Below are 22,049 nucleotides of genomic sequence, written 5' to 3' on the forward strand. Positions count from 1 at the left end.
CGCTAGGGCGCAGCGTCTTCCACGAACGCCGCCAGGCCGCGTTGCCCTCGCGCGGTCACCTTCAAGGCGCGCGAATACTGGATGCGGCGCAGCCAGCCCTGGGCGATGAAACGATCCAGCAAGGCCGCGCCGAGCACGCCGGCGAGGTGATGACGGCGTTCGCTCCAATCCAGGCAGGCGCGGCACAAGGGGCGGCGTGTGCGCGGCAAGGCGTCGAGCGCGATCCCGGCGTCGGCGACGAAACCGCGGCCGCGCTCGGTGAGCTGCAGGTCGTCGTCGCCCAGATGCAGGAAGCCGCGGCGCACGAAGCTATCGTGCACGCGCACGCCCCACTCGCCGGCGAGGTGGTCGTAGCAGACCCGCGCCTTGCGCAGTGCCAGGTCGCTCGGCCCGACGCTAACCGGCGCATCCGAGATCCGGTACGCCACCCGCATCAGATCCTCGAGCAGCCGCACCACATCGTCGTCGGCGATGCGGAAGTAACGATGGCGCCCCTGCTTCTCGACGCTGAGCAGGCGCGCTTCGGTCAGTGCCGACAGATGCGCGCTGGCGGTCGGGCGGGCCACGCCGGCGGCCTCGGCCAGTTCGGTCGCGGTCAGGGCGCGGCCGGCCATGAGCGCGGTCAGGATGTCGACGCGGGCGCGGTCGCCGATCAGCGCGGCGACCCGGTTGAGGTTGGCGGAAATGTCCATGCGGCGATCCTGCATCACGCCCGGCGGGAATACTTCGATACTGAGCGAAGCATCGCCCCGACGGCAATCGTTATGGTGCCGGCACCGCCACCGGAGCCGAACGATGCGCATCGCCTGCATGATCCGATACCAGATCGACCCCTTCCAGCTCGACGCTTTCCGCCGCTACGCCGAAGCCTGGGGCCGCATCATCCCGCGTTGCGGCGGCGACCTGCTCGGCTACTTCCTGCCGCACGAAGGCAGCAACGATATCGCCTGGGGGCTGATCGCGTTCGACAGCCTGGCCGACTACGAGGCCTACCGCGCCCGCCTCAAGACCGATGCCGAAGGCCGCGACAACTTCGCCTTCGCCCGCGAACACCGCTTCATCCTGCGCGAAGAGCGCAGTTGGCTGGAGATCGTCGATGCCGCATTCCGCCTCTCGGCCGCGACGCAGGCATCGGCATGATCGCCGTGATCTTCGAAGCTCTGCCGCAGCCGCACCGGCAATCGGACTACCTAGACGCGGCCGAACGCTTGCGGCCCTTGCTCGCGCAGATCGATGGTTTCGTCTCGATCGAGCGTTTCCAGAGCCTGAGCCAGCCCGGCAAGCTGTTGTCGCTGTCGTTCTGGCGCGACGAGGATGCGGTGCGGCAATGGCGCAACCTCGAACTGCATCGGCAGATCCAGGAGGCCGGCCGGCGTTCGATCTTCGCCGATTATCGTTTGCGCGTGGCCGCGGTCGTGCGCGACTACGGCCTGTACGATCGCGCGCAGGCGCCCGAGGACTCGCGCCTGGGGCACAGCGACTAATCGCAACCTCTGCTTTAGCCGTTGCCGTTGCCGTTGCCGTTGCCGTTGCCGTTGCCGAGATTTTGATCTGCTTTGCCGCTTTACCGGTCAAGTGGAGACCCGGAGGGCGCCGCACAGGACGTGCGGCGTTTTCCGATAAGACAGGGACGTCTTATCGGAAAATCCCGGCGCGGGCATCGAACTCGTGGCTTGTGCCCTTGCAAGGAGAGCCCTTTTCTTTGGTTAGCTTTCTTTTGGGCTTAGCAAAAGAAAGTAACCCGGCCGCGTCAGCGGACGGAAGCTTTGCACTTGCTTGTGGCTTGTGGCTTCTTGCGAAGCAAGATCAAACGCTAAAAGCTTCCGCCACTAAAGCGGCGGGTTACTTTCTTTTGTCATAAGCAACAAAAGAAAGGTAACCAAAGAAAAATGCTTTTCTTTGAATCACCAGCCCGCACGAGCGGTGCCTCCGCTGGGCTTTTTCATACGGGACATCCCTGTCCCGATGAAAAACGGCCCGCATCCATGCGGGCCGCCCTCCGGGTCTTCTATCGCCTTCGCGAGTGCGGAGCGGCGCACAGCCACAGCCAAGTGCGACGACACCATCCCGTGTAGGAGCGACGCGAGTCGCGACCACGCGGCTTCGCTCTCGCGCCGAACCTCCGGAATAGATCCATTCCCCGGATGTCGATCGCCGCCTACGACGGCCCCTACCCAGCCAGCCAAAGCGCCGCCAAGGACCGTGGCAACGACCGCATCTCGAATCATCGCGGCGCGCCCCGGACCGGCATCGCCCCTCGCAGACCGGTCGCGGCACTGCCACCTCGACCGCCTTTCGCGCATTCGCTACCGCGATCGCCCGCACATTTCCGCCGAGGGCTAGCCGCGAGCCCGTGAGCACAGCGTATTGGCCGCGTGCATCGCGACTTCACAATCGCCTGCCCACGTAAATGCAATGATCCCGGCCTTGAGGCTGAAGTGCCTGGGATCTTGCATGCCCAATGTATGGCGAATATTCAGTCAGTGGTTGCGCTTGCGCCGACGGCTGTGGCGATGGGGACGTGCGGCGACGAGCAAGCCGTGGCAAGCGGAGCAACCTTTACGCTCCCAGTTGTTCAGCGCCGAGCAGATGGAACGGCACGGCAAATCCCTCGCGCATGCGCATCGGGTGCGGGCGCGCACGGGTTCGGACTTGTTGCTGGGCCGCTTGCGCGCGAACGAAGGCATCCTCGACTCCGCCAGCACCCTGCTCACCCAGATGGTCCAGGACGAGGTCCGCATCACTCCGGCGGGCGAATGGTTGCTCGACAACTACTACCTGATCGAAGAACAGATCCGCACCGCGCGCCGCCATCTGCCCAAGGGCTATAGCCGCGAGCTGCCGACCTTGAGCCAAGGCCCGTCGGCCGGCCTGCCGCGGGTCTACGACCTGGCGATGGAAGCCATCGCCCACGGCGACGGCCGCATCGACGCCGAAACCATGACCCGCTTCGTCGCCGCCTATCAAACGGTGACGCCGCTCAAGCTCGGCGAGCTGTGGGCGATTCCGATCATGCTGCGCCTGGCCTTGATCGAGAACCTGCGCCGCATGGCCGTGCGGGTGATGCGCGACGGCGCCGATCATCGCCGCGCGGCCGAGTGGGCCGAGCTGCTCAACGACACCGCCGACGCCAACCCGAAGAACGTGGTGCTGGTGGTGGCCGACATGGCGCGCTCGAGCCCGCCGATGTCGGGCGCTTTCGTGGCCGAGCTGACCCGCGGCCTGCACGGCCGCAGCGCGGTCCTGGCCATGCCGATGAGCTGGATCGAGCAGTGGCTGGCCGACAGCGCTCACGGCGTGGAAGAACTGGTGCGCGCCGAAAGCCAACAGCAGGCCGCCGACCAGGTCTCGATCAGCAATAGCATCGGCAGCCTGCGCTTCCTGGCCAACATGGATTGGCGCGAGTTCGTCGAAACCATGAGCCTGGTCGACCGCACCCTGCGCGAGGATCCGATCGGCGTCTACGCGAAGATGGATTTCAACACCCGCGACATGTACCGGCACGTGGTCGAGAAGATCGCGCGTCAAAGCGGCGTCAGCGAAATCGACGTGGCGCGCCTGGCCCTGCGCCTGGCGCGCGATTCCGGCGAGGTCGACGACGGCAAGGCCCACGTCGGCTATTACCTGATCGACGACGGCACCAGCGAGATCAAGGCCGCGGTCGCCGCCTCGCCGGATGCGCGCAAGCCGGTGCGGCTGCGCTCGCGCAGGATGCCCCTGTCGGTGTATCTGCTGCCGATCGCGGCGATCGCCGCGCTGTTCGGCTACGGCTTGTTGTCCGAACTGTATGCGGCGCCGCTTCCGGCGGTGGCCTTGTGCCTGTTCGCGGCGCTCAGCCTGCTGGCTTTCAGCGAACTGGGCATCACCCTGGTCAACTGGATCGCGACCGTGCTGGTCGCGCCGAAGCCGCTGCCGCGCCTGGATTTCTCCAAGGGCCTGCCGTCGAGCTCGCGCAGCCTGGTGGTGGTGCCGAGCATGATCGGCAGCGTCGATGCGATCGACGCCCTGGTCGAAGGGCTCGAAGTCAGGTTCCTGGCCAACCGCGATGCCTACCTGCATTTCGCCCTGCTGACCGACTTCCTCGACGCCGACCAACAGGACTTGCCCGGCGATGCGGCCCTGCTGGCGCATGCCTCGCGCCAGATCGAACAACTCAATGCGCGCTACGCCCCGGAAAGCGGCGACCTGTTCTTCCTGCTCCATCGCCCCCGCACATGGAACCCGCTGGAAGGCAAATGGATGGGCTACGAGCGCAAACGCGGCAAGCTCGCCGCGCTCAACCGCCTGTTGCGCGGCGGTGCGCGCGAAGCCTTCATGGCGGTGAGCGGCAACACCGAGGTGCTCGCCAACATCCGCTACGTGATCACCCTGGACACCGACACCCGCCTGCCCCGGGATGCGGCTCGCGAGTTCATCGGCACCCTCGCCCATCCGCTCAACCAGGCCCGCTTCGACGAACGCCGGCGGCGGGTGATGCGCGGCTACGGCATCCTGCAGCCCAGCGTGGGCACCGGCATGAGCGAACGCCGCGGCTCGCGTTATGCGCGCATGTACGGCAGCGAAGCCGGCATCGATCCGTATACGCGCACGGTCTCCGACGTATATCAGGATCTGTTCGGCGAAGGCTCGTTCGTCGGCAAGGGCATCTACGACGTCGACGCGTTCGAGTACGCCCTGGAAGGCCGCTTCCCGGAAAACCGCGTGCTCAGCCACGACCTGCTCGAAGGCTGCTATGCGCGCGCCGGCCTGATCAGCGACGTGCGCCTGTTCGAGGACTACCCCTCGCGCTATGCCGCCGACGTGAAGCGCCGCTATCGCTGGATCCGCGGCGATTGGCAGTTGCTGCCCTGGCTGTTGCCCTGGGTGCCGCGGATGCAGGGCGGCTACGAAGCCAATCCGCTGTCATGGCTGTCGCGCGGAAAATTGCTCGACAACCTGCGCCGCAGCCTGGTGCCGGCCGCCGCCACCGCGCTGCTGGTCGCCGGCTGGGCGATATTGCCGCACCCCCTGGCCTGGACGCTGTGGCTGCTCAGCCTGTGGCTGGTGCCCACCTTCGCCCTGGCTTGCTGGGACTTGGCCACCCGCCCCGTCGACATGGCGCTGGAAACCCATCTGATGCAGGTGGTCAGCTCGATCGCGCGACAGATGCAGCGCGCCGCGGTCAATCTGGCCTGCCTGCCGTACGAAGCTTTCTTCAGTCTGGGTGCGATCGCCCGCAGCGTATGGCGGATGGCGATCAGTCGCCGCCACCTGCTGCAATGGAACCCGTCGAGCGAAGTCGAGCGCAATCTCGGCAGCGGCATCGGCGCGGAGCTGCGCAGCATGTGGTTCGCGCCTGCGTTCGCGCTCGCCGTCGCAGCCGCGTTGTCGCGCATCAACCCGGCATCGCTGTGGGTCGCCGCCCCGGTCCTGCTGCTGTGGCTGCTGTCGCCGCCGCTGATGGCCTGGCTGGGACGGCCGCCGAGGCAGCGTCGTGCGAGTCTGTCGCAGACCCAACTGAAATTCCTCGGCCGACTGGCACGCCGCACTTGGGCCTTCTTCGAGATCCACATCCGCGCCGAGGATCATTGGCTGCCTCCGGACAACATCCAGGAGCATCCGAGCCTGGTGGTGGCGCGGCGCACCTCCCCGACCAACATCGGCCTGTCGCTGCTCGCCAACCTCGGCGCCTACGACTTCGGCTATCTGCAGGCCGGCGGGTTGATCGAGCGCACCCGCCTGGCGCTGACCACCATGGAAACCCTGCCGCGCCATCGCGGCCATTTCTACAACTGGTACGACACCGAAACCCTGCTGCCGCTGCCGCCGCGCTATGTGTCCACCGTCGACAGCGGCAATCTCGCCGCGCACCTGCTGACTCTGCGCCAAGGCCTGCTGGCGTTGATCGACGAGCCGGTGTTGGCGCGGCATACCTTCGACGGCCTGGCCGATACCTTCGGCGTGCTCGAAGAAACCTTGCGCGCAGCCGGTCGTATCGACGCCCCGCTCGAGCAAGCCCTGAGCGCGTTCCGCGAACGCGTCGACGCCATCCGCGCGCAGCCGCCGGCGTCGCTGCCGGAAGCCGAACGCGTGCTGGCGGGGCTGTCGTCGCGAGCGCTCGCGATCGAGTCCTCGCTGCCGCCGCCCGGAGAACCGGCGCAGGATGCATCGACGCCGCACTGGCCGGCGATGCTGTCGGCCGCCTGCCGCGCCGCACAAGACGAGCTGCTGTACTTCGCGCCCGGGCTCGGCACCCCGGAGGAAGGACAGAGCCGGCCTTCCGAGGCCGATCTCATCGAGCGCATTCCGACCCTGCGCGCTCTGCAGGTGCTCTCGCAGGACCGGCTTGCGCGCGACCGCGCCCGCAAGCGCGTGCACGAACTCGAACGCCTGGCGCATATCGCCGGGCAGTTATCGCTGATGGAGTACGAATTCCTCTACGACCGCGGCCGCCATCTGCTGTCGATCGGCTACAACGTCGAGGAACGGCGCCTGGACGCCGGCTATTACGACCTGCTCGCCTCCGAGGCGCGCCTGTGCAGCTTCGTCGCCATCGCCCAGGGCCAGCTGCCGCAGGAGACTTGGTTCGCCCTCGGCCGGCTGCTGACCGAGATCGACAGCGGCGCCACCTTGCTGTCGTGGAGCGGCTCGATGTTCGAGTACCTCATGCCGCAGTTGGTGATGCCGAGCTATCCCGACACCCTGCTCGACCAGACCGCGCAACACGCGGTGCTGGCGCAGATCCGCTACGGCCGGCAGCGCGACGTGCCCTGGGGCATCTCCGAATCGGGCTACAACACGGTCGATACGCGGATGAACTATCAGTACCGCGCGTTCGGCGTGCCCGGCCTCGGGCTCAAGCGCGGCCTCGGCCAGGACCTGGTCATCGCGCCCTACGCCAGCACCATGGCCTTGATGGTGTTGCCGGAAGCAGCGTGCCAGAACCTGCAGCGCCTGACCGAGCTGGGCTTCGCCGGCCACTACGGCTTGTACGAAGCCATCGACTACACCCCGACGCGGGTGCCGCGCGGTCAGGAGCATGCGGTCGTCCGCTCGTTCATGGCCCACCACCAGGGCATGGCCTTCCTGTCGCTGGACTATCTGCTGCGCGACCAGCCGATGCAGAAGCGCTTCGTCGCCGATGCCGAGTTCCAGGCGACGCTGTTGCTGCTGCAGGAACGCATTCCGCGCACCGGCGTGTTCCATCCGCACGAAGCCGAAGCCAGCGGCGCGCGCGCCGCGCCCGCCGCCAGCGAGACCCAACTGCGGATATTCGCCAATCCGAGCACCGGCCGGCCGGCGGTGCAGATGCTGTCCAACGGCCGCTACCACAGCCTGCTGACCAGCGCCGGCAGCGGCTACAACCGCCTCGGCGACATGGCGGTGACGCGTTGGCGCGAAGACGGCACGCGCGATCACTGGGGCTCGTTCTGTTATCTGCGCGACGTGGACAGCGGCGAATTCTGGTCGGCAACCTATCAACCCACCTGCGTGCCGGTGGATCACTACGAAGCGATCTTCTCCGACGCCAAGGCCGAGTACCGCGGGCGCAAGCGCCGCTACGAGACTCACCTGGAAATCGCCATCTCCGCCGAGGACGACATCGAGCTGCGCCGCCTGCGCATCGGCAACCGCTCGCGCCACACCCGCACCATCGAAATCACCACCTACGCCGAAGTCGTGCTGGCCTCGTCGCTGTCGGACGAGCTGCATCCGGCCTTCAGCAATCTGTTCGTGCAGACCGAGGTCGCCCGCGACAAGCAGGCGCTGCTGTGCACGCGGCGGCCGCGTTCGCACGACGAAGTGCCGCCGTGGATGTTCCACCTGGTGGCGGTGCACGATGCCGACATCCAGACGATCTCCTACGAAACCGACCGCTCGCGCTTCCTCGGCCGCGGCAACACGCCGCGCACGCCGCAGGCCCTCACCGCGACCGAGGCGCTGTCGGATTCGGTCGGCTCGGTGCTCGACCCGATCGTCGCGATCCGCACCCGCATCGTGCTCGCGCCCGAGCAGAACGTCATCGTCGACATGGTCACGGGCGTGGGCGTCGATCGCGCGGCCTGCAGCCGCCTCATCGACAAATACCGCGACCGGCGCCTCGCCGATCGCGTGTTCGACCTGGCCTGGACCCACAGCCAGGTGGTGCGGCGCCAGATCAACGCCTCCCAGGCCGATGCCCAGCTATACGAACGCTTGGCCGGGCTGATGGTGTATGCGCATCCGTTCCTGCGCGCCGACAACGCGGTGCTGCTGCAGAACCGGCGTGGGCAGTCGGGACTGTGGGGCCACTCGATCTCCGGCGACTTGCCGATCGTGCTGCTGCAGATCGCCGAGGCCGGCAACATCGAACTGGTCCGGCAGATGGTGCAGGCGCATGCGTATTGGCGCTTGAAGGGGCTCAACGTCGACCTGGTGATCTGGAACGAAGAACAAGGCGGCTACCGACAGCAACTGCAGGAGCAGATCCTCGGCCTGGTCTCGGCCGGTCCCGAGGGCAACGTGCTCGACCGGCCCGGCGGCATCTTCGTGCGCCCGAGCCAGCAGATGTCGCAGGAAGACCGCATCCTGCTGCAGGCGGTGTCGCGGGTGATCATCAGCGACAAACGCGGTACCCTCGCCGCGCAGGTCAGCCGCCACGTGCCGCCCGAGCGCGAGATTCCCTTGCTGTTGCCCGACGGTCCGCCCGATGAGCCCGAGCCGATGGACGAAACGACAGCGGCGCACCCGGCGGCGTTGCCGGGCCTGCCGCCGCCGCGCGCCGAAACCGGCGAAGACCCGTGGCCGTTCGAAGCGGTCACCGAGGCCTTCGTGTTCGATAACGGCACCGGCGCGTTCGCCGCCGACAGCCGCGAGTACGTCGTGGTGTTGCGCGAAGGCGCACCGACCCCGGCCCCCTGGTCGAACGTGATGGCCAACGCGCAGCTCGGCACCGTGGTCAGCGAAAGCGCGCCCGGCTACACCTGGTTCGAGAACGCGCACGAGTTCCGCCTCACCCCCTGGCACAACGACCCCGTCGCCGACACCGGCGGCGAAGCCTTCTATCTGCGCGACGAGGACAGCGGCCGGATCTGGTCGCCGATGCCGCTGCCGCGGCGCGGCAACGGCGCCTACCGTACCCGCCACGGTTTCGGCTACAGTGTCTACGAGCATATCGAGGACGGCATCGCCAGCGAGCTGTGGATCTACGTGGCGCTCGATCAGCCGATCAAGTACTCGGTGCTCAAACTGCGCAACCTGTCCGGCCGCGCACGGCGCCTGTCGACCACCGGCTACGTCGAATGGGTGCTCGGCGACATCCGGGTCAAATCGCAGATGCACGTGGTCAGCGAACTCGACGGCGCCAGCGGCGTGCTGACCGCGCGCAATCCCTACAACACCGAGTTCGACGGCCGGGTCGCCTTCTTCGACGTCGACGGCGAGCAACCCAGCTTCACCGCCGACCGCACCGAATTCCTCGGCCGCAACGGCAACCTCGGGCAACCGGCGGCGCTGCTCAAGCAACGCCTGTCGGGCAAACTCGGGGTCGGGCTGGACCCGTGCGCGGCGCTGCAGGTGCCGATCGCGCTGGCCGCCGACGAGAGTTTCGAGACGGTGTTCCGCCTCGGCATCGGCGCCGACTATGCCGCCGCCGTCCAACTCGCCCAAGCCAGCAAGGGCAGCGGCGCCGCCCACGACGCTCTGGATGCGGTGCGCATCCATTGGATGCACACCCTCGCCGCGGTCCGGGTCGAGACCCCCGACCCGAGCGTGGACGCACTCGCCAACGGCTGGCTGCCCTACCAGGCCTTGGCCTGCCGTTACGTCGCGCGCAGCGGCTATTACCAGTCCGGCGGTGCGTTCGGCTTCCGCGACCAGTTGCAGGACACGATGGCGACCGTGCACGCGATGCCGGCGCTGACCCGCGAACACCTGCTGTTGAGTGCGGCGCACCAGTTCCCGCAGGGCGACGTGCTGCACTGGTGGCATCCGCCGCTCGGCCGCGGCGTGCGCACGCGCTGCTCGGACGATTACCTGTGGCTGCCGCTGGCCGCCTGCCGTTATCTGCAGGTCACCGGCGATCGCAGCGTGCTCGACGAGCGCGTGCGTTTCGTCGAGGGCCGCCCGGTCAACGCCGACGAAGAGTCCTACTACGACCTGCCGCTGGTGTCGGCCCGCCAGCAATCGTTCTACGACCATTGCGTGCTGGCGCTCAAGCGCGGCACCGAGTTGCTCGGCGAACGCGGCCTGCCGCTGATCGGCAGCGGCGACTGGAACGACGGCATGAACCGCGTCGGCGACGCCGGCAAGGGCGAAAGCGTGTGGCTGGGGTTCTTCCTGTTCGACACCTTGAACCGCTTCGAACCGGTCGCGCGCGAGCGCGGCGACGCTGCCTTCGCCGACTACTGCGTCGAATCCGCGCAGCGGCTGCAAGGGAATCTGGAAACCCATGCCTGGGACGGCGACTGGTATAGGCGCGCCTGGTTCGACGACGGCACGCCGCTGGGCTCGGTGCACAGCGACGAATGCCGGATCGATTCGATCTCGCAGAGTTGGTCGGTGTTGTCGGGCGCGGCCGATCCCGAACGCGCGCGCCAGGCGATGGAATCGCTGGACCAATACCTGGTGCGGCGCGACGCCGGCCTGATCCAGTTGCTGCAGCCGCCGTTCGACAAGACCAGCAAGGACCCCGGCTACATCCGCGGCTACGTGCCCGGCGTGCGCGAGAACGGCGGCCAGTACACCCATGCCGCGGTGTGGGCGGCGATGGCCTTCGCCGAACTCGGCGACAGCGCGCGGGCCTGGGAGCTGGCGCGCATGATCAACCCCATCCACCACACCGGGAACGCCGAAGCCACCGCCGTCTACAAGGTCGAACCCTACGTGCTCGCTGCCGACGTCTACGGCGTCGACCCGCACACCGGCCGCGGCGGTTGGACCTGGTACACCGGTTCGGCGGGCTGGATGTACCGCTTGCTCACCGAATCGCTGCTCGGCCTGCAGCGCCACGGCGACACGATGCGCCTGAAACCCTGCATTCCGGCCGATTGGCCGGAATACCGGATCCAGTTCCGCTATGGCGACAGCCTGTACCGGATCCACGTGCGCCAGGTCGACGCCGATGGCGGCGCTGCGCAATTGCAATTGGATGGTGTCGTCCAGGATGGCCTGCAGTTCCCCCTGCTCGGCGAGCGAAGCATCCACCACGTCGACGTGACCTGGCCGCGGCCGCAGCCATGAAGACCCGGGCGCAGCTGGATGCCGGACTTGAGCGCCTGGCGCAGATGCTGCCGCCTTGGCTGGAATCGCTGCGTCACCCGGCGCAGTTCTGGCCGCAGTTCAGGGCCCTCGTCGACGAGTTGATGGTCGACGCCGATCCGGCCGATCGCGCTTATGCGGAGCGACGGATCAAGGAGATGTTGGCGAGGCATGGGCTGCGCCCTGACGGGTCGCCCTGAAGTTTCGTGGGACTGCCCCAGCCTTGCCCTTGCCCCAGCCTTGCCCTTGCCCTTGCCCTTGCCCTTGTCCTTGCCGTTGCCGTTGCCGTTGCCGTTGCCGTTGCCGTTGCCGTTGCCGTTGCCGTTGCCGTTGCCGTTGCCGAGATTTTGATCTGCTTTGCCGCTTTACCGGTCAAGTGGAGACCCGGAGGGCGCCGCACAGGACGTGCGGCGTTTTTCGATAGGACAAGGATGTCCTATCGAAAAATCCCGGCGCAGGCATCGCACTTGTGGCCTGTGCCCTTGCAAGGAGAGCCCTTTTCTTTGGTTACCTTTGACCGAAGGGAATCCAGACGGACTTTTGGGCTTAGCAAAAGAAAGTAACCCGGCCGCGTCAGCGGACGGAAGCTTTGCTCTTGCTTGTTAGGAACCTCGCGAGACCGGTCGCGACTCACGTCGCGCCTGCAAAAGTAGCTCTGCTGTTGCGTGTGGCTTCTATAAAAGCAAGATCAAACGCCAAAAGCTTCCGCCACTAAAGCGGCGGGTTACTTTCTTTTGTCATAAGCAACAAAAGAAAGGTAACCAAAGAAAAATGCTTTTCTTTGAATCACAGGCCCGCATGAGCGATGCATACGCAGGGCTTTTTCATACGGGACATCCCTGTCCCGATGAAAAACGGCGCGCATCCCTGCGCGCCGCCCTCCGGGTCTTCGATTGCCTTCGCCAGTTCGAAACGGCGCACAGCAACAACAGCAACGTTGCTGCTCGGGTAGGAGCGACGCAAGTCGCGACCGCGCGGCTTCGGTCTCGCGCCGAAACCGCCCAAAAACCATCATGCATCCAGCTGAGGGGCAATACGGCGCCCCTACCCCCGCTCAACGCCGCGCGGCAATGACGATATCGCCACCGGAGGACTCGTCCACCGCGACCGGGTACAACTCCTCCAGGGCCTCGACGAACGCATGCGGGTCGTCGCTGCGGAACACGCCGCTGACGCGCAACCGCGCGACCTGCTCGCCGCTCAAGACCATGCGCCGGCGGCTGTAGCGGTTGAACTCGTCGACCGCAGCCGACAAAGCCTGGTCTTCGAATACCAGCTTGCCCGACAGCCAGGTCGGTAAGGCGCCCGGCGCCGCCGGTGCCAATCGGTGCAGCGGCTGGTGCTTGCGGAAACTCGCCTTCTGGCCGGGGTCGAGCGTGCCGAGCGCAGCCTGTCCGGCATCGGCGGTCGGCGCCGCCAACAAGGCGACCCGGCCTTCGACCAGGGCCACCTCGGTCGTGTCGTTGCGCCGGTACACCTCGAACTCGGTGCCGACCGCACGCACGCTGCCGTCCTCGGTATGCACCAGGAACGGCCGCTTCGCCTTGGCCACGCGGAAATAGGCGCGACCATGGTCGAGGACGATGCGCCGCTGGTCGCCGGAGAAATCGACGACCAGGCGGCTGTCGGTGTCCATGCTCACGCGCGAACCGTCGTCGAGGGCGATGGTGCGGCTTTCGCCGACTTGGGTGAGGTAGACGGTCTCCACGACCGGCCGCTGCAGCCAGCGCGGCACCACCGCGGCCAGGGCCACCACCGCGGCGAGCGCGCCGGCGCCCAGCGCATAGCGCGCCCAGGCCACAGGCTCACGGCTGCCACGCTTCGGTGCCGTCGGCGCCTCCGCCGTCGCATCGCGCAGGCGTTCGGCGATCTGCGGATGCTGGGCATGCTCGCCCGCCGCCGACCACAGCCGCTCGATACGCTCGTAGGCGGCGCGATGGCGCGCATCGGCGGCCATCCAGCGCTGCCAGCCCTGACGGTCGCTTTCGGCGACGTCGTCTGCGCGCAGGCGCGCGAACCAAGTCGCGGCCTGGCGGCGGAACGGGTCGCCGCCCTCGATCACGCTCAGACGCGGCGGTTTCACGAGCCTCCCAGACGCGTATCGAAATGCAGCAAGGCGCGCATCATGTTTTTCTCCACTGCGCTCACACTGATCTCCAAACGTTTGGCGATGGCGCTATAAGTCAGGCCTTCGTAGCGCTGCAGCAGGAACACCTGGCGGCAGCGCGGCGACAACTCGTCCAGCGCCGCCAGGAACGCCTGCAGCCGGCGGTTACCTTCGTAGACGCATTCGCCGTGCGGGTCCTCACTCGGCCAGTCCTTGGCGACCTCGTCGATCGACACGTGCTGGAGCACCTGATGGCTCTTGTCGCGGCGGAAGCGGTCGCGCAACAGGTTCGAGGCGATCTGCAACAAGAAGGCCTCGACGTTGAGCACGCCGCTCAGCGACGGCATCCGCACCAGGCGCACCAGGGCTTCCTGGGCCAGGTCCTCGGCGTCGTCGGCCGATTGCAGATGACGCGAAAAATAACGCACCAGCGCCGGGCGGTAACGGGCGATCAGCAGCGGCAGATCGGCGGCGCACGAGGCATCGCAAGCACCCAGCGTATCGCCGGCTTCGCCGCTGTTCATGGCCCCTCCCCCGCTATCGGACAAGCGGACGCTACGGCACCGGCCGGCCGCCGGCAAGCCTGCCGAAAGGCGAGTGAGGGATCCGTGGCAAGCTGCGTCTGCATCGGTGGGGAAAGGACAACAGTCGAAGGATCGAGTCGTAGTCACTCATCGGGGAGCGTTGCAATGGGGATCGTTTCACAGCGTCGCGCAACACAAGGCCGTCGGTCGAACGGTACGGACTCGAACAAAAAGGAATCGGTGGGGGCCGATCCGGGACATACACTGAAGACGAACACGTACAGGCATTGCGCCCGGCGCCCGTTGTCGGTCGCGCTGAGCCTGGCGCTCGGTCTGTCGGCCCTGGTCGCCGCGGCGCCGGCGCTCGCCCAACAGACGCGGGACAGCGCGCATCACTACGCCTTGCCGAGCCAGTCGCTGGCTTCGGCGCTCAACCAGGTCGCGTCCTCGTCGGACGCGCAGATCCTGGTTCCACCGGACTTGGTGCGCGGCCGCATCGCACCGGCGCTGTCGGGCCGTTACACCACCCGCGAGGCGATCACTCGCTTGCTCGCCGGCAGCGGCCTCAGCTTCCGCGTCACCCAGAGCGGCGTCATCGCGATAGTGACCGCGCGCGAACCGGCGCCGCCCAAGGCCAAGCCGACGAGCTCGCGCGAACCGGCGGCCAAGGCCAAGGCGGAACCCGATCCGACCGAACTGGCGGCGATCCAGGTCACCGGCTCGCGCATCAAGCGCGCCGAGATCGAAGGCCCTTCGCCGGTCACCGTGATCACCGCCGAGCAGATGGAACGCGAAGGCCACGCCACCGTGTTCGAGGCGCTGGAAACCCTGGTGATGGCCAACGGCGCGGTCGAGACCGAACTGTCGGGCGGCTTCTCCGCCAACGCCCATCCGCTCAATCTGCGCGGCCTGGGCCCCGGCCGTTCGCTGTTGCTGATCGACGGCCGCCGCGCCGCCGACTATCCCTTCCCGTACGAAGGCCGCAGCAACTTCCAGAACTTCGGCAACATTCCGTCGGGCGCGGTCGAGCGCATCGAAATACTCGCCGGCGGCGCTTCCGCCATCTACGGCGCCGATGCGGTCTCGGGCGTGGTCAACATCGTGCTCAAGCGCAATTACCAGGGCGACGAGGTCAAGCTGCGCGCCGGCAGCAGCACGATGGGCGGACGCGACCGCTTCGACCTGCAATGGACCGGCGGCAAGACCGGCGAGCGCTGGGGCGTCACCTACGCCTTCCAGGCCTACGACCAAGAACTGTTGTACGGCTTCCAGCGCGACGACTGGGACCTGCGCGCCAACCCGAGCCCGGACCCACGGCTCGGCGTGCAGCCCGACGCCGGTCTGCGCATCCGCCGAGGCAGCAGCAGTAGCAGCAGCCCCTTGATCGCGCCGCCGGCCGGCACCTGCGAACGCTGGGGCGACGAGTTCCAACGCCACACCTACAAGCGCATCAGCTCCGGCAACGTGCAGAGCCTCGGCGATGCCTGCGGCACCTGGAAGGACGTCACTTACCAGCACCTGAGCAAGGGCAAGAACGAACTCGCCGGTTACGTGTTCGGCACCTGGGATTTCTCCGACGACCTGCAGGGCTGGGGTTCGGTGCAGGCCTGGCGCTCGCGGGTCGAGTCGCTCGGCGGCTTCGAGAGCATTACCGGTCCGCATACCGACGGCGTCGGCCGTCGCGGCGACTTCTACGACCCGCAGTTCAACGCGGTGATCGCGCCCACGCGTTTGCTGACCCCGGTCGATCTCGGCGGCGTCGAGCAGATGAACCAGCACTACCGCGAACGCTCGCTCGACGTCGCGCTCGGCCTGCGCGGCAAGATCGGCGACGGCTGGGATTGGGATGCCACCGTCAGCCGCGCCGAGTACCAGTTCGAACGCACCCGCCGGCGCATGGTCGGCAACCTGGTCAACGATTATTTCTTCGGCAAGCAACTGGGTACCCGCCCCAATGGCGTGCCGATCTATCGCTTGAACCTGCCGCGCTGGTACCGACCGATGACGCCGGAGGAATACGAGTCGATCTCCACCCTCGCCAAATACGAGGCCGAGTCCTGGGTCAACACCGCCAGCTTCGTGCTCACCGGCGATCTGTTCGAGTTACCGGCCGGCCCGGTCGGCGTCGCCACGGTGCTGGAAGCGAGCTCGCAAGGCTACGACCTGTCCAGCGATGCGCGCGTGCAGCCCGGCGTGGTCCAGCTCTACAACCTCACCGGCACCAACGGTGGCGGCGAACGCGACCGCTATGCCGCCGGCGTGGAGTTCAGCATCCCGATCCTGAGCACGCTCAAGGGCAGCCTGGCCGGCCGCTTCGACAAGTACGACGACATCACCGCGGTCGACGATGCCAAGACCTGGAACGCCGGCCTGGAATGGCGTCCCACCGATAACCTGCTGATCCGCGGCGCCTACGCCACCAGCTTCAAGGCGCCGGACCTGCACTGGGTCTTCAGTGAAGGCAGCGGCAGCTTCGGCAATGCGGTCGACCCCTGGCGCTGCATCGCCGCCGGCGCCAATCCGGGCTGCTCGGGCTATAGCTATAACGTCTTCAGCCTCAGCGAAGGCGACCCGAACCTGGAAGAGGAAACCGGCAAGTCCTGGAGCGTCGGCGCGGTCTGGGACGTCTTCGACGGCCTCTCGGTCACCGCCGACTACTGGAGCATCGAACTCGACGGCGCGATCGAACGGCTCAGCCCGACCAGCATCCTCGAAGGCGAAGCCGGCTGCCGCACCGGCAAGCAGCTCAACGGCCAGCCGTTCGCGTTCGGGCCCGACTCTGGCTATTGCCGCAACATCACCGCCCTGGTGACGCGGCGCCCGGAAGGCAGTGAAGCCATCGACCGCATCGCCGAGGTCAAGTCGGCGCCGCTCAATCAGTCTTATCGCCGCGTCACCGGCATCGACGCCAGCGTCAACTGGCGGCTCAAGACCGAGCGTTACGGCGACTACCGTTTCGACCTGAGCTGGTCGCACACGCTCAAGTCCGAACGCCAGGTGTTCGCCACCGACCCGATCGAGAGCGACTGGCGCGACGATCCGGACAACCTCGACTTCCGCAGCCGCCTGCGGGCGGGTGCGAGCTGGCGCGCCGGCGACTGGTCGTCGAGTCTGTTCATGACTCGCTACGGCAGCCTGCCGAAGGCGAACGGCCTCGGCCGCACTGGCGTGTATTTCCTCTGGAACGCCAACATCGGCAAGCGCATCACCGACAAGGCCACGGTCAAGTTCTACGTCAACAACCTGTTCAACAGCACCCATCCGGACGACGAGACCAACACCTCGTTTCCGTATTTCTACGATGCCTACAGCCCGATCGGCCGCGAGTTCGCGTTCGAGTACGAGTATCGGTTCCGTTGATTGGGATCGCAGGCTGACGGCAGCGGCGACGTAAGCGCTCCATCGCCGAAGCTTGGCAACGGATCACCGTTGCCGTTGCCGTTGCCCCAGATTTTGATCTGCTTTGCTGCTTTGCTGCTTTGCCGGTCAAGTGGAGACCCGGAGGGCGGCGCACAGGACGTGCGCCGTTTTCCGATAAGACAGGGACGTCTTATCGGAAAATCCCGGCGCAAGCTGCGTGCTCGCAGGGGAGCTTCGTCAAGGAAAAGCACTTTTCTTTGGTGACTTTTGACCGAAGGGAATCCAGACGGACTTTTGGGGCTTTGGCCAAAAGAAAGTTACCCGCACCCTTTAGGGGGCGGAAGCTCTGCACTGGCTTTTAGGCTCTTAGCCGGAAGCAAGATCAAACGCCAAAAGCTTCCGCCACTAAAGCGGCGGGTTACTTTCTTTTGTCATAAGCAACAAAAGAAAGCTAACCAAAGAAAAATGCTTTTCTTTTGAATCACCAGCCCGCACGAGCGGTGCATACGCGGGGATTTTTCATACGGGACATCCCTGTCCCGATGAAAAACGGCCCGCATCCATGCGAGCCGCCCTCCGGGTCTTCTATGGCCTTCGCGAGGTCGAGGCGACGCACAGCAACAGCAACAGCAACAGCAACCTTATGGCAACGGCGGTTACAGTCTCTGCGATGTTGCTTCTGGGTAGGAGCGGCGCAAGCCGCGACCGCGCATCTGCGGCTGCCGGCGCGGGCAGTCCTGCCTGCGCGGTCGCGGCTTGCGCCGCTCCTACCCCGCGATCGTTTAGGGCTTCGCTCAATGACGAAGGCGGTGCGATGCTTGCCCGCGCCTGGGCCTCGGCCTGCATCCCCTCCTACCCTCAAACAGCGACAATGCCGATCAGGCCATTACACGAGCCCCTGCGATGATCCGACTATCCTGCCTTGCCTCCCGGTCCGTCTTGCTGACCCTGTGCCTCTCGGCCACGGGCGCCCTCGCCGCAGGCCATGAGCGCTCGCCAGCGGCCACCGAGACGACCCCGACGCCCAGCGCCTCGGCATTCGACGACGGGCCCTATCTGCGCTACACGTCCGATCGCATCGAAGCGCGCTGGGTCTGCGACGGCAAGCCGGTCGAACGCTTGTTCCCGGCGCTGCGCTGGCCGGTCGCGGTGCCTGCGCAATGCGGCCAACCGGCGGTCTCGGTACGCACACCGGCCGAAGCCGAAACAGAAGTCTCGCCGCAGGGCGTCGAACGCATCGCCGCGCTCTCGGACGTGCACGGCCAGTACGAGCTGATGGTCCAACTGCTGCAGAGCAACGGCATCGTCGACCGCAAGCTGCGCTGGCGTTATGGGCGCGGCCATTTGGTCATCGCCGGCGATGTGTTCGACCGCGGCCCCAAGGTCAACCAGGCGCTGTGGCTGCTGTACGGCCTGGAACAGCAGGCGCGGGCGGCCGGCGGCGCGGTGCATCTGCTGCTCGGCAATCACGAGGTCATGGTGCTGGCCAACGACCTGCGCTACGTCAACGAGGGTTACCAGCGCAACGCCGGCCTGCTCGGCCGTTCCTATGTCGAACTGTACGGCCCCGACACGGTGCTCGGCCGCTGGCTGCGCAGCAAGTCGGTGATCGGCCAGGTCAACGACCTGTTGTTCGTGCACGGCGGCATCGCCGCGAGCTATTTCGAATCCGGTCTGAGCCGGGCGCAGATCAACGACCGTTATCGCGCCACCCTCGGCACGCCCAAATCGGTCTGGCAGCAGGAACCGTCGCTGCTGCCGCTCTACAACGGCAAGACCAGCCCGATCTGGTACCGCGGCTACTTCATCGACCCGGCCCTGACCCAGGATCAGGTCGATGCGATCGCCGCGCGCCTCGGCGTCGGCCGCATCGTCGTCGGCCATACCTCGCATAAGCGCATCGGCAGCTATTTCGACGGCCGCGTGATCGCGATCGACAGCAGCATCAAGAACGGCCAGTACGGCGAGCTGTTGCTGATCGAACGCGGCAAGTTCAGCCGCGGCACGCCCGAGGGCAAGCGTCTGCCGCTGACCGCCGGCGAGCCCCTCTCCGATTGAACGAACGGTGACCACGCGGACGATGCTCGTCGCCCGCGTGGCGGTGAGCCGCGCTCAACGCGCGATCTCGAGCAATTCCAGATCGAACACCAAGGTCGCGTTCGGTTCGATCTGGCCGGGCACGCCGGTCTCGCCGTAGCCGAGTCGGGCCGGCACCCAGAAACGGTGTTTAGCGCCTGGCGACATCAGCATCAGCCCTTCTCGCAGGCCCGGCATGATCTGGTTGAGCGGGAACTCGGCCGGGTGATCGGTAGCGTAGGTGCTCTCGAACTCGCTGCCGTCGAGCAGACGCCCCACGTAGTTGACCCGCACCGTGCCGTCGGCGGCCGGCCTGGCGCCGCGGCCGGGGCGCTCGATGCGATATTGCAGGCCCGACGCGGTCGTGACCACGCCCGCTTGCTTGCGGTTATCGGCCAGGTAGCGGTCGCCCTCGGCCAGATTCTTCTGCGCCAGCGCCTGCTGGCCGGCCTGGCGCTTGCGCTGCAGGTGCTCGACGAAGCCGCTGCGCACCTTGGCGATCTGCGCCTCGTCCAGGCGCGGCGGTGCGCCGGCATGGGCCGCCCGCAGTGCGATCACGACGGTGTCGATGTCGACCTCGTCCTTGATCGGTGCAAGCCGCTTGGCCATGTCGAGACCGACCATGTAGCTGACTTGGCCGCGCGGGCCGTCGATGGCGGCCGGCACGGTCGCTGCGGTCCGCTTCGCGGCTGCGGCCGCGGTTTGCTCGGTATCGGAGCGACAGGCTGCGGGCGACAACACGAGACACAGAACGATGGCGTGGGCGGAGCGGTTCATGGTGCGGCACTCTCCTGGCGATGAGCTCAGAGACGGTCGATAGGCCGGGCTGCTGCCCTCAGTCGGTCACCGCGAAGGCGACCATCATGCCCATGTCCTCGTGCTCGAGGTTGTGGCAATGGATCATGTAGCGATGCGTGCCCGACAGCTGCTGGGCGAAGTCGATGGCGATGCGGACGATCTCGCCGGGCCAGATCACCACGGTGTCGTTCCAGCCGGTGTCCTGCGGATTGAGCCCGTGGGCAGCGACGGCGCGGCCGCGGATGTCGGGCGGGCTGATGCTGCGCGAGACCACCCGGAAGCGGAAGCCGTGCACGTGGATGGGGTGCGGCATGCTGGTCATGTTGTTGCGTATCTCCCAGACCTCGCGGCTGCCGCGCTTGATCCGGAACATCGGCTCATGGCCGACCGTGTGCATGTTCCAGTCATTGATGAACCAGCTGCCCTCCTGATTCATGCTCAGGCGGATCGGACGCACCGACCAGCCGGCCGTATCCGGCGGCGGCGCCAGGTCGCTTAGGCGTTCGGGCAACTTCGCCGGCGGACGTTTGGCCGGCTTTGGCGTGGTTTCGCTGCAACCGGCGATGCAGAACTGCATGAGGTCGAAGGCCTCGCCCATCGCCGCGGCGCCGGGGTGCTCGCCCATCGGGTCGGGCGCGAACGCACCGGACTCGTCTTCGTTCTCCATCGCCAGGTACTCCAGGCTGCGCAGCAGCACGCGTTCGCCGGCGGCGACTGCGCTGAAATCCACCAGCACGTCGATGCGTTGCGCCGGCGCCAGGAACACGTCGTCGACCGTCCACGGCCGCGCCAGCAATCCGCCGTCGCTGCCGATCAGATGAAACGGCAGCGATTGCCCGCGATGCTCGAAAGCGAGCCGCAGCATGCGCGCGTTGGCGACGTTGGCGATACGGAAGCGATACAGCGCCTGCAGCACGTCGAGGAAGGGTTCAGGGGTCCAGTTGACCAGTAGCCGGTTACCGATCCAGTCGTCGGCGCCTTGCCGATAGATGATGGCGTTGTCGGCGTCGACTTGCTTGTCGGAAATCATCAACGGCAGGTCGCGCACGCCCCAGGGCAGACCGAGGCTCGCGGCCAGTGCGCGCTCTTCGTCGTCGTCCACGCGCAGCAGGCCGGCCAGGCCGTGCTGCAACTGCGCGCCGGTACGCCCGTGCGGATGGGCGTGGTACCAGTACAGGCCGGCGCGATCGGCGACCCGGAAGCGATAGCGCTTGCCGGCGCCGGGAGCGACCGGATGCAGGCCGCTGCCGTCGTTGGCTTCGTCGACGCTCAGGCCGTGCCAGTGGATCGTGGTGTCTTCGCCGAGGCGGTTGTCCAGGCTCACGTCCAACTCCGCGCCGCGGTCGATGCGCAACAAGGGGTTGATGCCGACGCCCGCGCGCGCGGCATGGGCGTAATGCCAGATCCGGGTCGGCGCGCCGTCGAAGATCGGAAACGCCGCTTCCGTCGCGGCCAACACCAGCGGCGCCGACAGACGGGTTTCGGCGAGCAGGCCGGTCGCACCGGGAATGCGCAGCGGTTGCCGGAACGGTGCCTGCGCCGATGGCGTCGCCGCCTCAGTGGCCCGCGCATCGGCATCGGCATGCGCCGCGTGCGGCAAGCGGCGAGCGCGTTGCGACAGCGCATACGGCAGTGCGACCGCCGCCGCGGCCGCCGCCGACAGACCCAACACCCACTTGCGACGATTCGTGTTGACCATGGAGCGGGACACCCTCGTTAGCGATGCTTCTACGAGTCGCGCTGCCGATGCATTCGTCGGTGCACGGACTCGTCCGTCGCTGATCGATCGCAGGAAGCACGACCCGCACATCGCGCAGAATCGAGTCTCCGCTGCATCTCAGTCAGCACGAATTACGGGCATACATCACGATTTCATAATCGGCGATGCGCGCTAAAACCCCTTGATTCGCAGCGTTTGTTTCATCCTCGATGCGGCCGAGTCAAATAACCAAAGATCATGAGAAATC

At 66.8% G+C, this 22,049-nt stretch carries 10 protein-coding genes and 2 pseudogenes; 7 read left to right on the top strand and 5 right to left on the bottom strand.

Going from position 1 to position 22,049, the window contains the following annotated elements; all coding sequences use genetic code 11:
- Positions 1-2: 2 nt before the first annotated feature.
- Positions 3-692 (bottom strand): ArsR/SmtB family transcription factor, encoded by a 690-nt coding sequence (locus GLA29479_RS10700; RefSeq protein ID WP_057973157.1) that lies wholly within the window; start codon positions 690-692, stop codon positions 3-5.
- Between the two features lie 103 nt (positions 693-795).
- Between GLA29479_RS10700 and GLA29479_RS10705 the strand changes: the two genes are divergently transcribed.
- The 4 genes from GLA29479_RS10705 to GLA29479_RS10720 all read left to right on the top strand — a co-directional run bounded on the left by GLA29479_RS10705 (position 796) and on the right by GLA29479_RS10720 (position 11,417).
- On the top strand, positions 796-1,140 hold the full coding sequence (locus GLA29479_RS10705) for an NIPSNAP family protein (RefSeq protein WP_057918547.1): 345 nt from the start codon (positions 796-798) through the stop codon (positions 1,138-1,140).
- Positions 1,137-1,484 carry an antibiotic biosynthesis monooxygenase family protein gene (locus tag GLA29479_RS10710; RefSeq protein WP_057971551.1) on the top strand — a complete coding sequence of 116 codons (348 nt, stop codon included), beginning with the start codon at positions 1,137-1,139 and terminating at the stop codon, positions 1,482-1,484. Before GLA29479_RS10705 ends, GLA29479_RS10710 begins: the two co-directional genes overlap by 4 nt.
- A gap of 970 nt (positions 1,485-2,454) precedes the next feature.
- Positions 2,455-11,199 (top strand): GH36-type glycosyl hydrolase domain-containing protein, encoded by an 8,745-nt coding sequence (locus tag GLA29479_RS10715; protein WP_144436450.1) that lies wholly within the window; start codon positions 2,455-2,457, stop codon positions 11,197-11,199.
- The gene (locus tag GLA29479_RS10720) at positions 11,196-11,417 is read left to right on the top strand and encodes a hypothetical protein (RefSeq protein WP_057971552.1); all 222 of its coding nucleotides are present in this window, start codon (positions 11,196-11,198) and stop codon (positions 11,415-11,417) included. Before GLA29479_RS10715 ends, GLA29479_RS10720 begins: the two co-directional genes overlap by 4 nt.
- Before the next feature lie 854 nt (positions 11,418-12,271).
- On the opposite strand, the gene GLA29479_RS10725 is transcribed toward GLA29479_RS10720, so the two are convergent.
- A complete protein-coding gene (locus tag GLA29479_RS10725; RefSeq protein WP_057971553.1) occupies positions 12,272-13,300 on the bottom strand; it encodes a FecR family protein in 1,029 nt (342 codons plus the stop codon).
- On the bottom strand, positions 13,297-13,848 hold the full coding sequence (locus GLA29479_RS10730) for an RNA polymerase sigma factor (protein ID WP_057918551.1): 552 nt from the start codon (positions 13,846-13,848) through the stop codon (positions 13,297-13,299). The genes GLA29479_RS10725 and GLA29479_RS10730 overlap by 4 nt, the downstream gene beginning before the upstream one ends.
- Before the next feature lie 165 nt (positions 13,849-14,013).
- On the opposite strand from GLA29479_RS10730, the pseudogene GLA29479_RS26110 reads away from it, so the two are divergent.
- The 3 genes and pseudogenes from GLA29479_RS26110 to GLA29479_RS10740 all read left to right on the top strand — a co-directional run.
- A pseudogene (locus GLA29479_RS26110) lies at positions 14,014-14,928 on the top strand (TonB-dependent receptor plug domain-containing protein); the annotation flags it as partial.
- A gap of 636 nt (positions 14,929-15,564) precedes the next feature.
- Positions 15,565-17,208 (top strand): annotated as a pseudogene (locus GLA29479_RS26115) (TonB-dependent receptor); the annotation flags it as partial.
- A gap of 903 nt (positions 17,209-18,111) precedes the next feature.
- Positions 18,112-19,266 carry a metallophosphoesterase gene (locus GLA29479_RS10740; protein WP_082638526.1) on the top strand — a complete coding sequence of 385 codons (1,155 nt, stop codon included), beginning with the start codon at positions 18,112-18,114 and terminating at the stop codon, positions 19,264-19,266.
- Between the two features lie 54 nt (positions 19,267-19,320).
- On the opposite strand, the gene GLA29479_RS10745 is transcribed toward GLA29479_RS10740, so the two are convergent.
- Together GLA29479_RS10745 and GLA29479_RS10750 are read right to left on the bottom strand one after the other, a co-directional pair.
- Positions 19,321-20,061 (bottom strand): FKBP-type peptidyl-prolyl cis-trans isomerase N-terminal domain-containing protein, encoded by a 741-nt coding sequence (locus GLA29479_RS10745; protein WP_057971555.1) that lies wholly within the window; start codon positions 20,059-20,061, stop codon positions 19,321-19,323.
- Positions 20,062-20,119: 58 nt separating this feature from the next.
- Entirely contained in the window at positions 20,120-21,781 is a 1,662-nt protein-coding gene (locus tag GLA29479_RS10750; protein WP_057971556.1) for a multicopper oxidase family protein, read from the bottom strand.
- Positions 21,782-22,049 lie beyond the last annotated feature (268 nt).

It is taken from the genome of Lysobacter antibioticus, assembly GCF_001442535.1.
Classification (GTDB): Bacteria; Pseudomonadota; Gammaproteobacteria; order Xanthomonadales; family Xanthomonadaceae; genus Lysobacter; species Lysobacter antibioticus.

Bases quoted from the DNA above. Each gene is read 5' to 3' on its own strand.
- GLA29479_RS10700 (WP_057973157.1), bottom strand. From the start codon at position 692: ATGGACATTTCCGCCAACCTCAACCGGGTCGCCGCGCTGATCGGCGAC.
- GLA29479_RS10720 (WP_057971552.1), top strand. From the start codon at position 11,196: ATGAAGACCCGGGCGCAGCTGGATGCCGGACTTGAGCGCCTGGCGCAG.
- GLA29479_RS10705 (WP_057918547.1), top strand. From the start codon at position 796: ATGCGCATCGCCTGCATGATCCGATACCAGATCGACCCCTTCCAGCTC.
- GLA29479_RS10750 (WP_057971556.1), bottom strand. From the start codon at position 21,781: ATGGTCAACACGAATCGTCGCAAGTGGGTGTTGGGTCTGTCGGCGGCG.
- GLA29479_RS10745 (WP_057971555.1), bottom strand. From the start codon at position 20,061: ATGAACCGCTCCGCCCACGCCATCGTTCTGTGTCTCGTGTTGTCGCCC.
- GLA29479_RS10715 (WP_144436450.1), top strand. From the start codon at position 2,455: ATGCCCAATGTATGGCGAATATTCAGTCAGTGGTTGCGCTTGCGCCGA.
- GLA29479_RS10710 (WP_057971551.1), top strand. From the start codon at position 1,137: ATGATCGCCGTGATCTTCGAAGCTCTGCCGCAGCCGCACCGGCAATCG.
- GLA29479_RS10730 (WP_057918551.1), bottom strand. From the start codon at position 13,848: ATGAACAGCGGCGAAGCCGGCGATACGCTGGGTGCTTGCGATGCCTCG.
- GLA29479_RS10740 (WP_082638526.1), top strand. From the start codon at position 18,112: ATGATCCGACTATCCTGCCTTGCCTCCCGGTCCGTCTTGCTGACCCTG.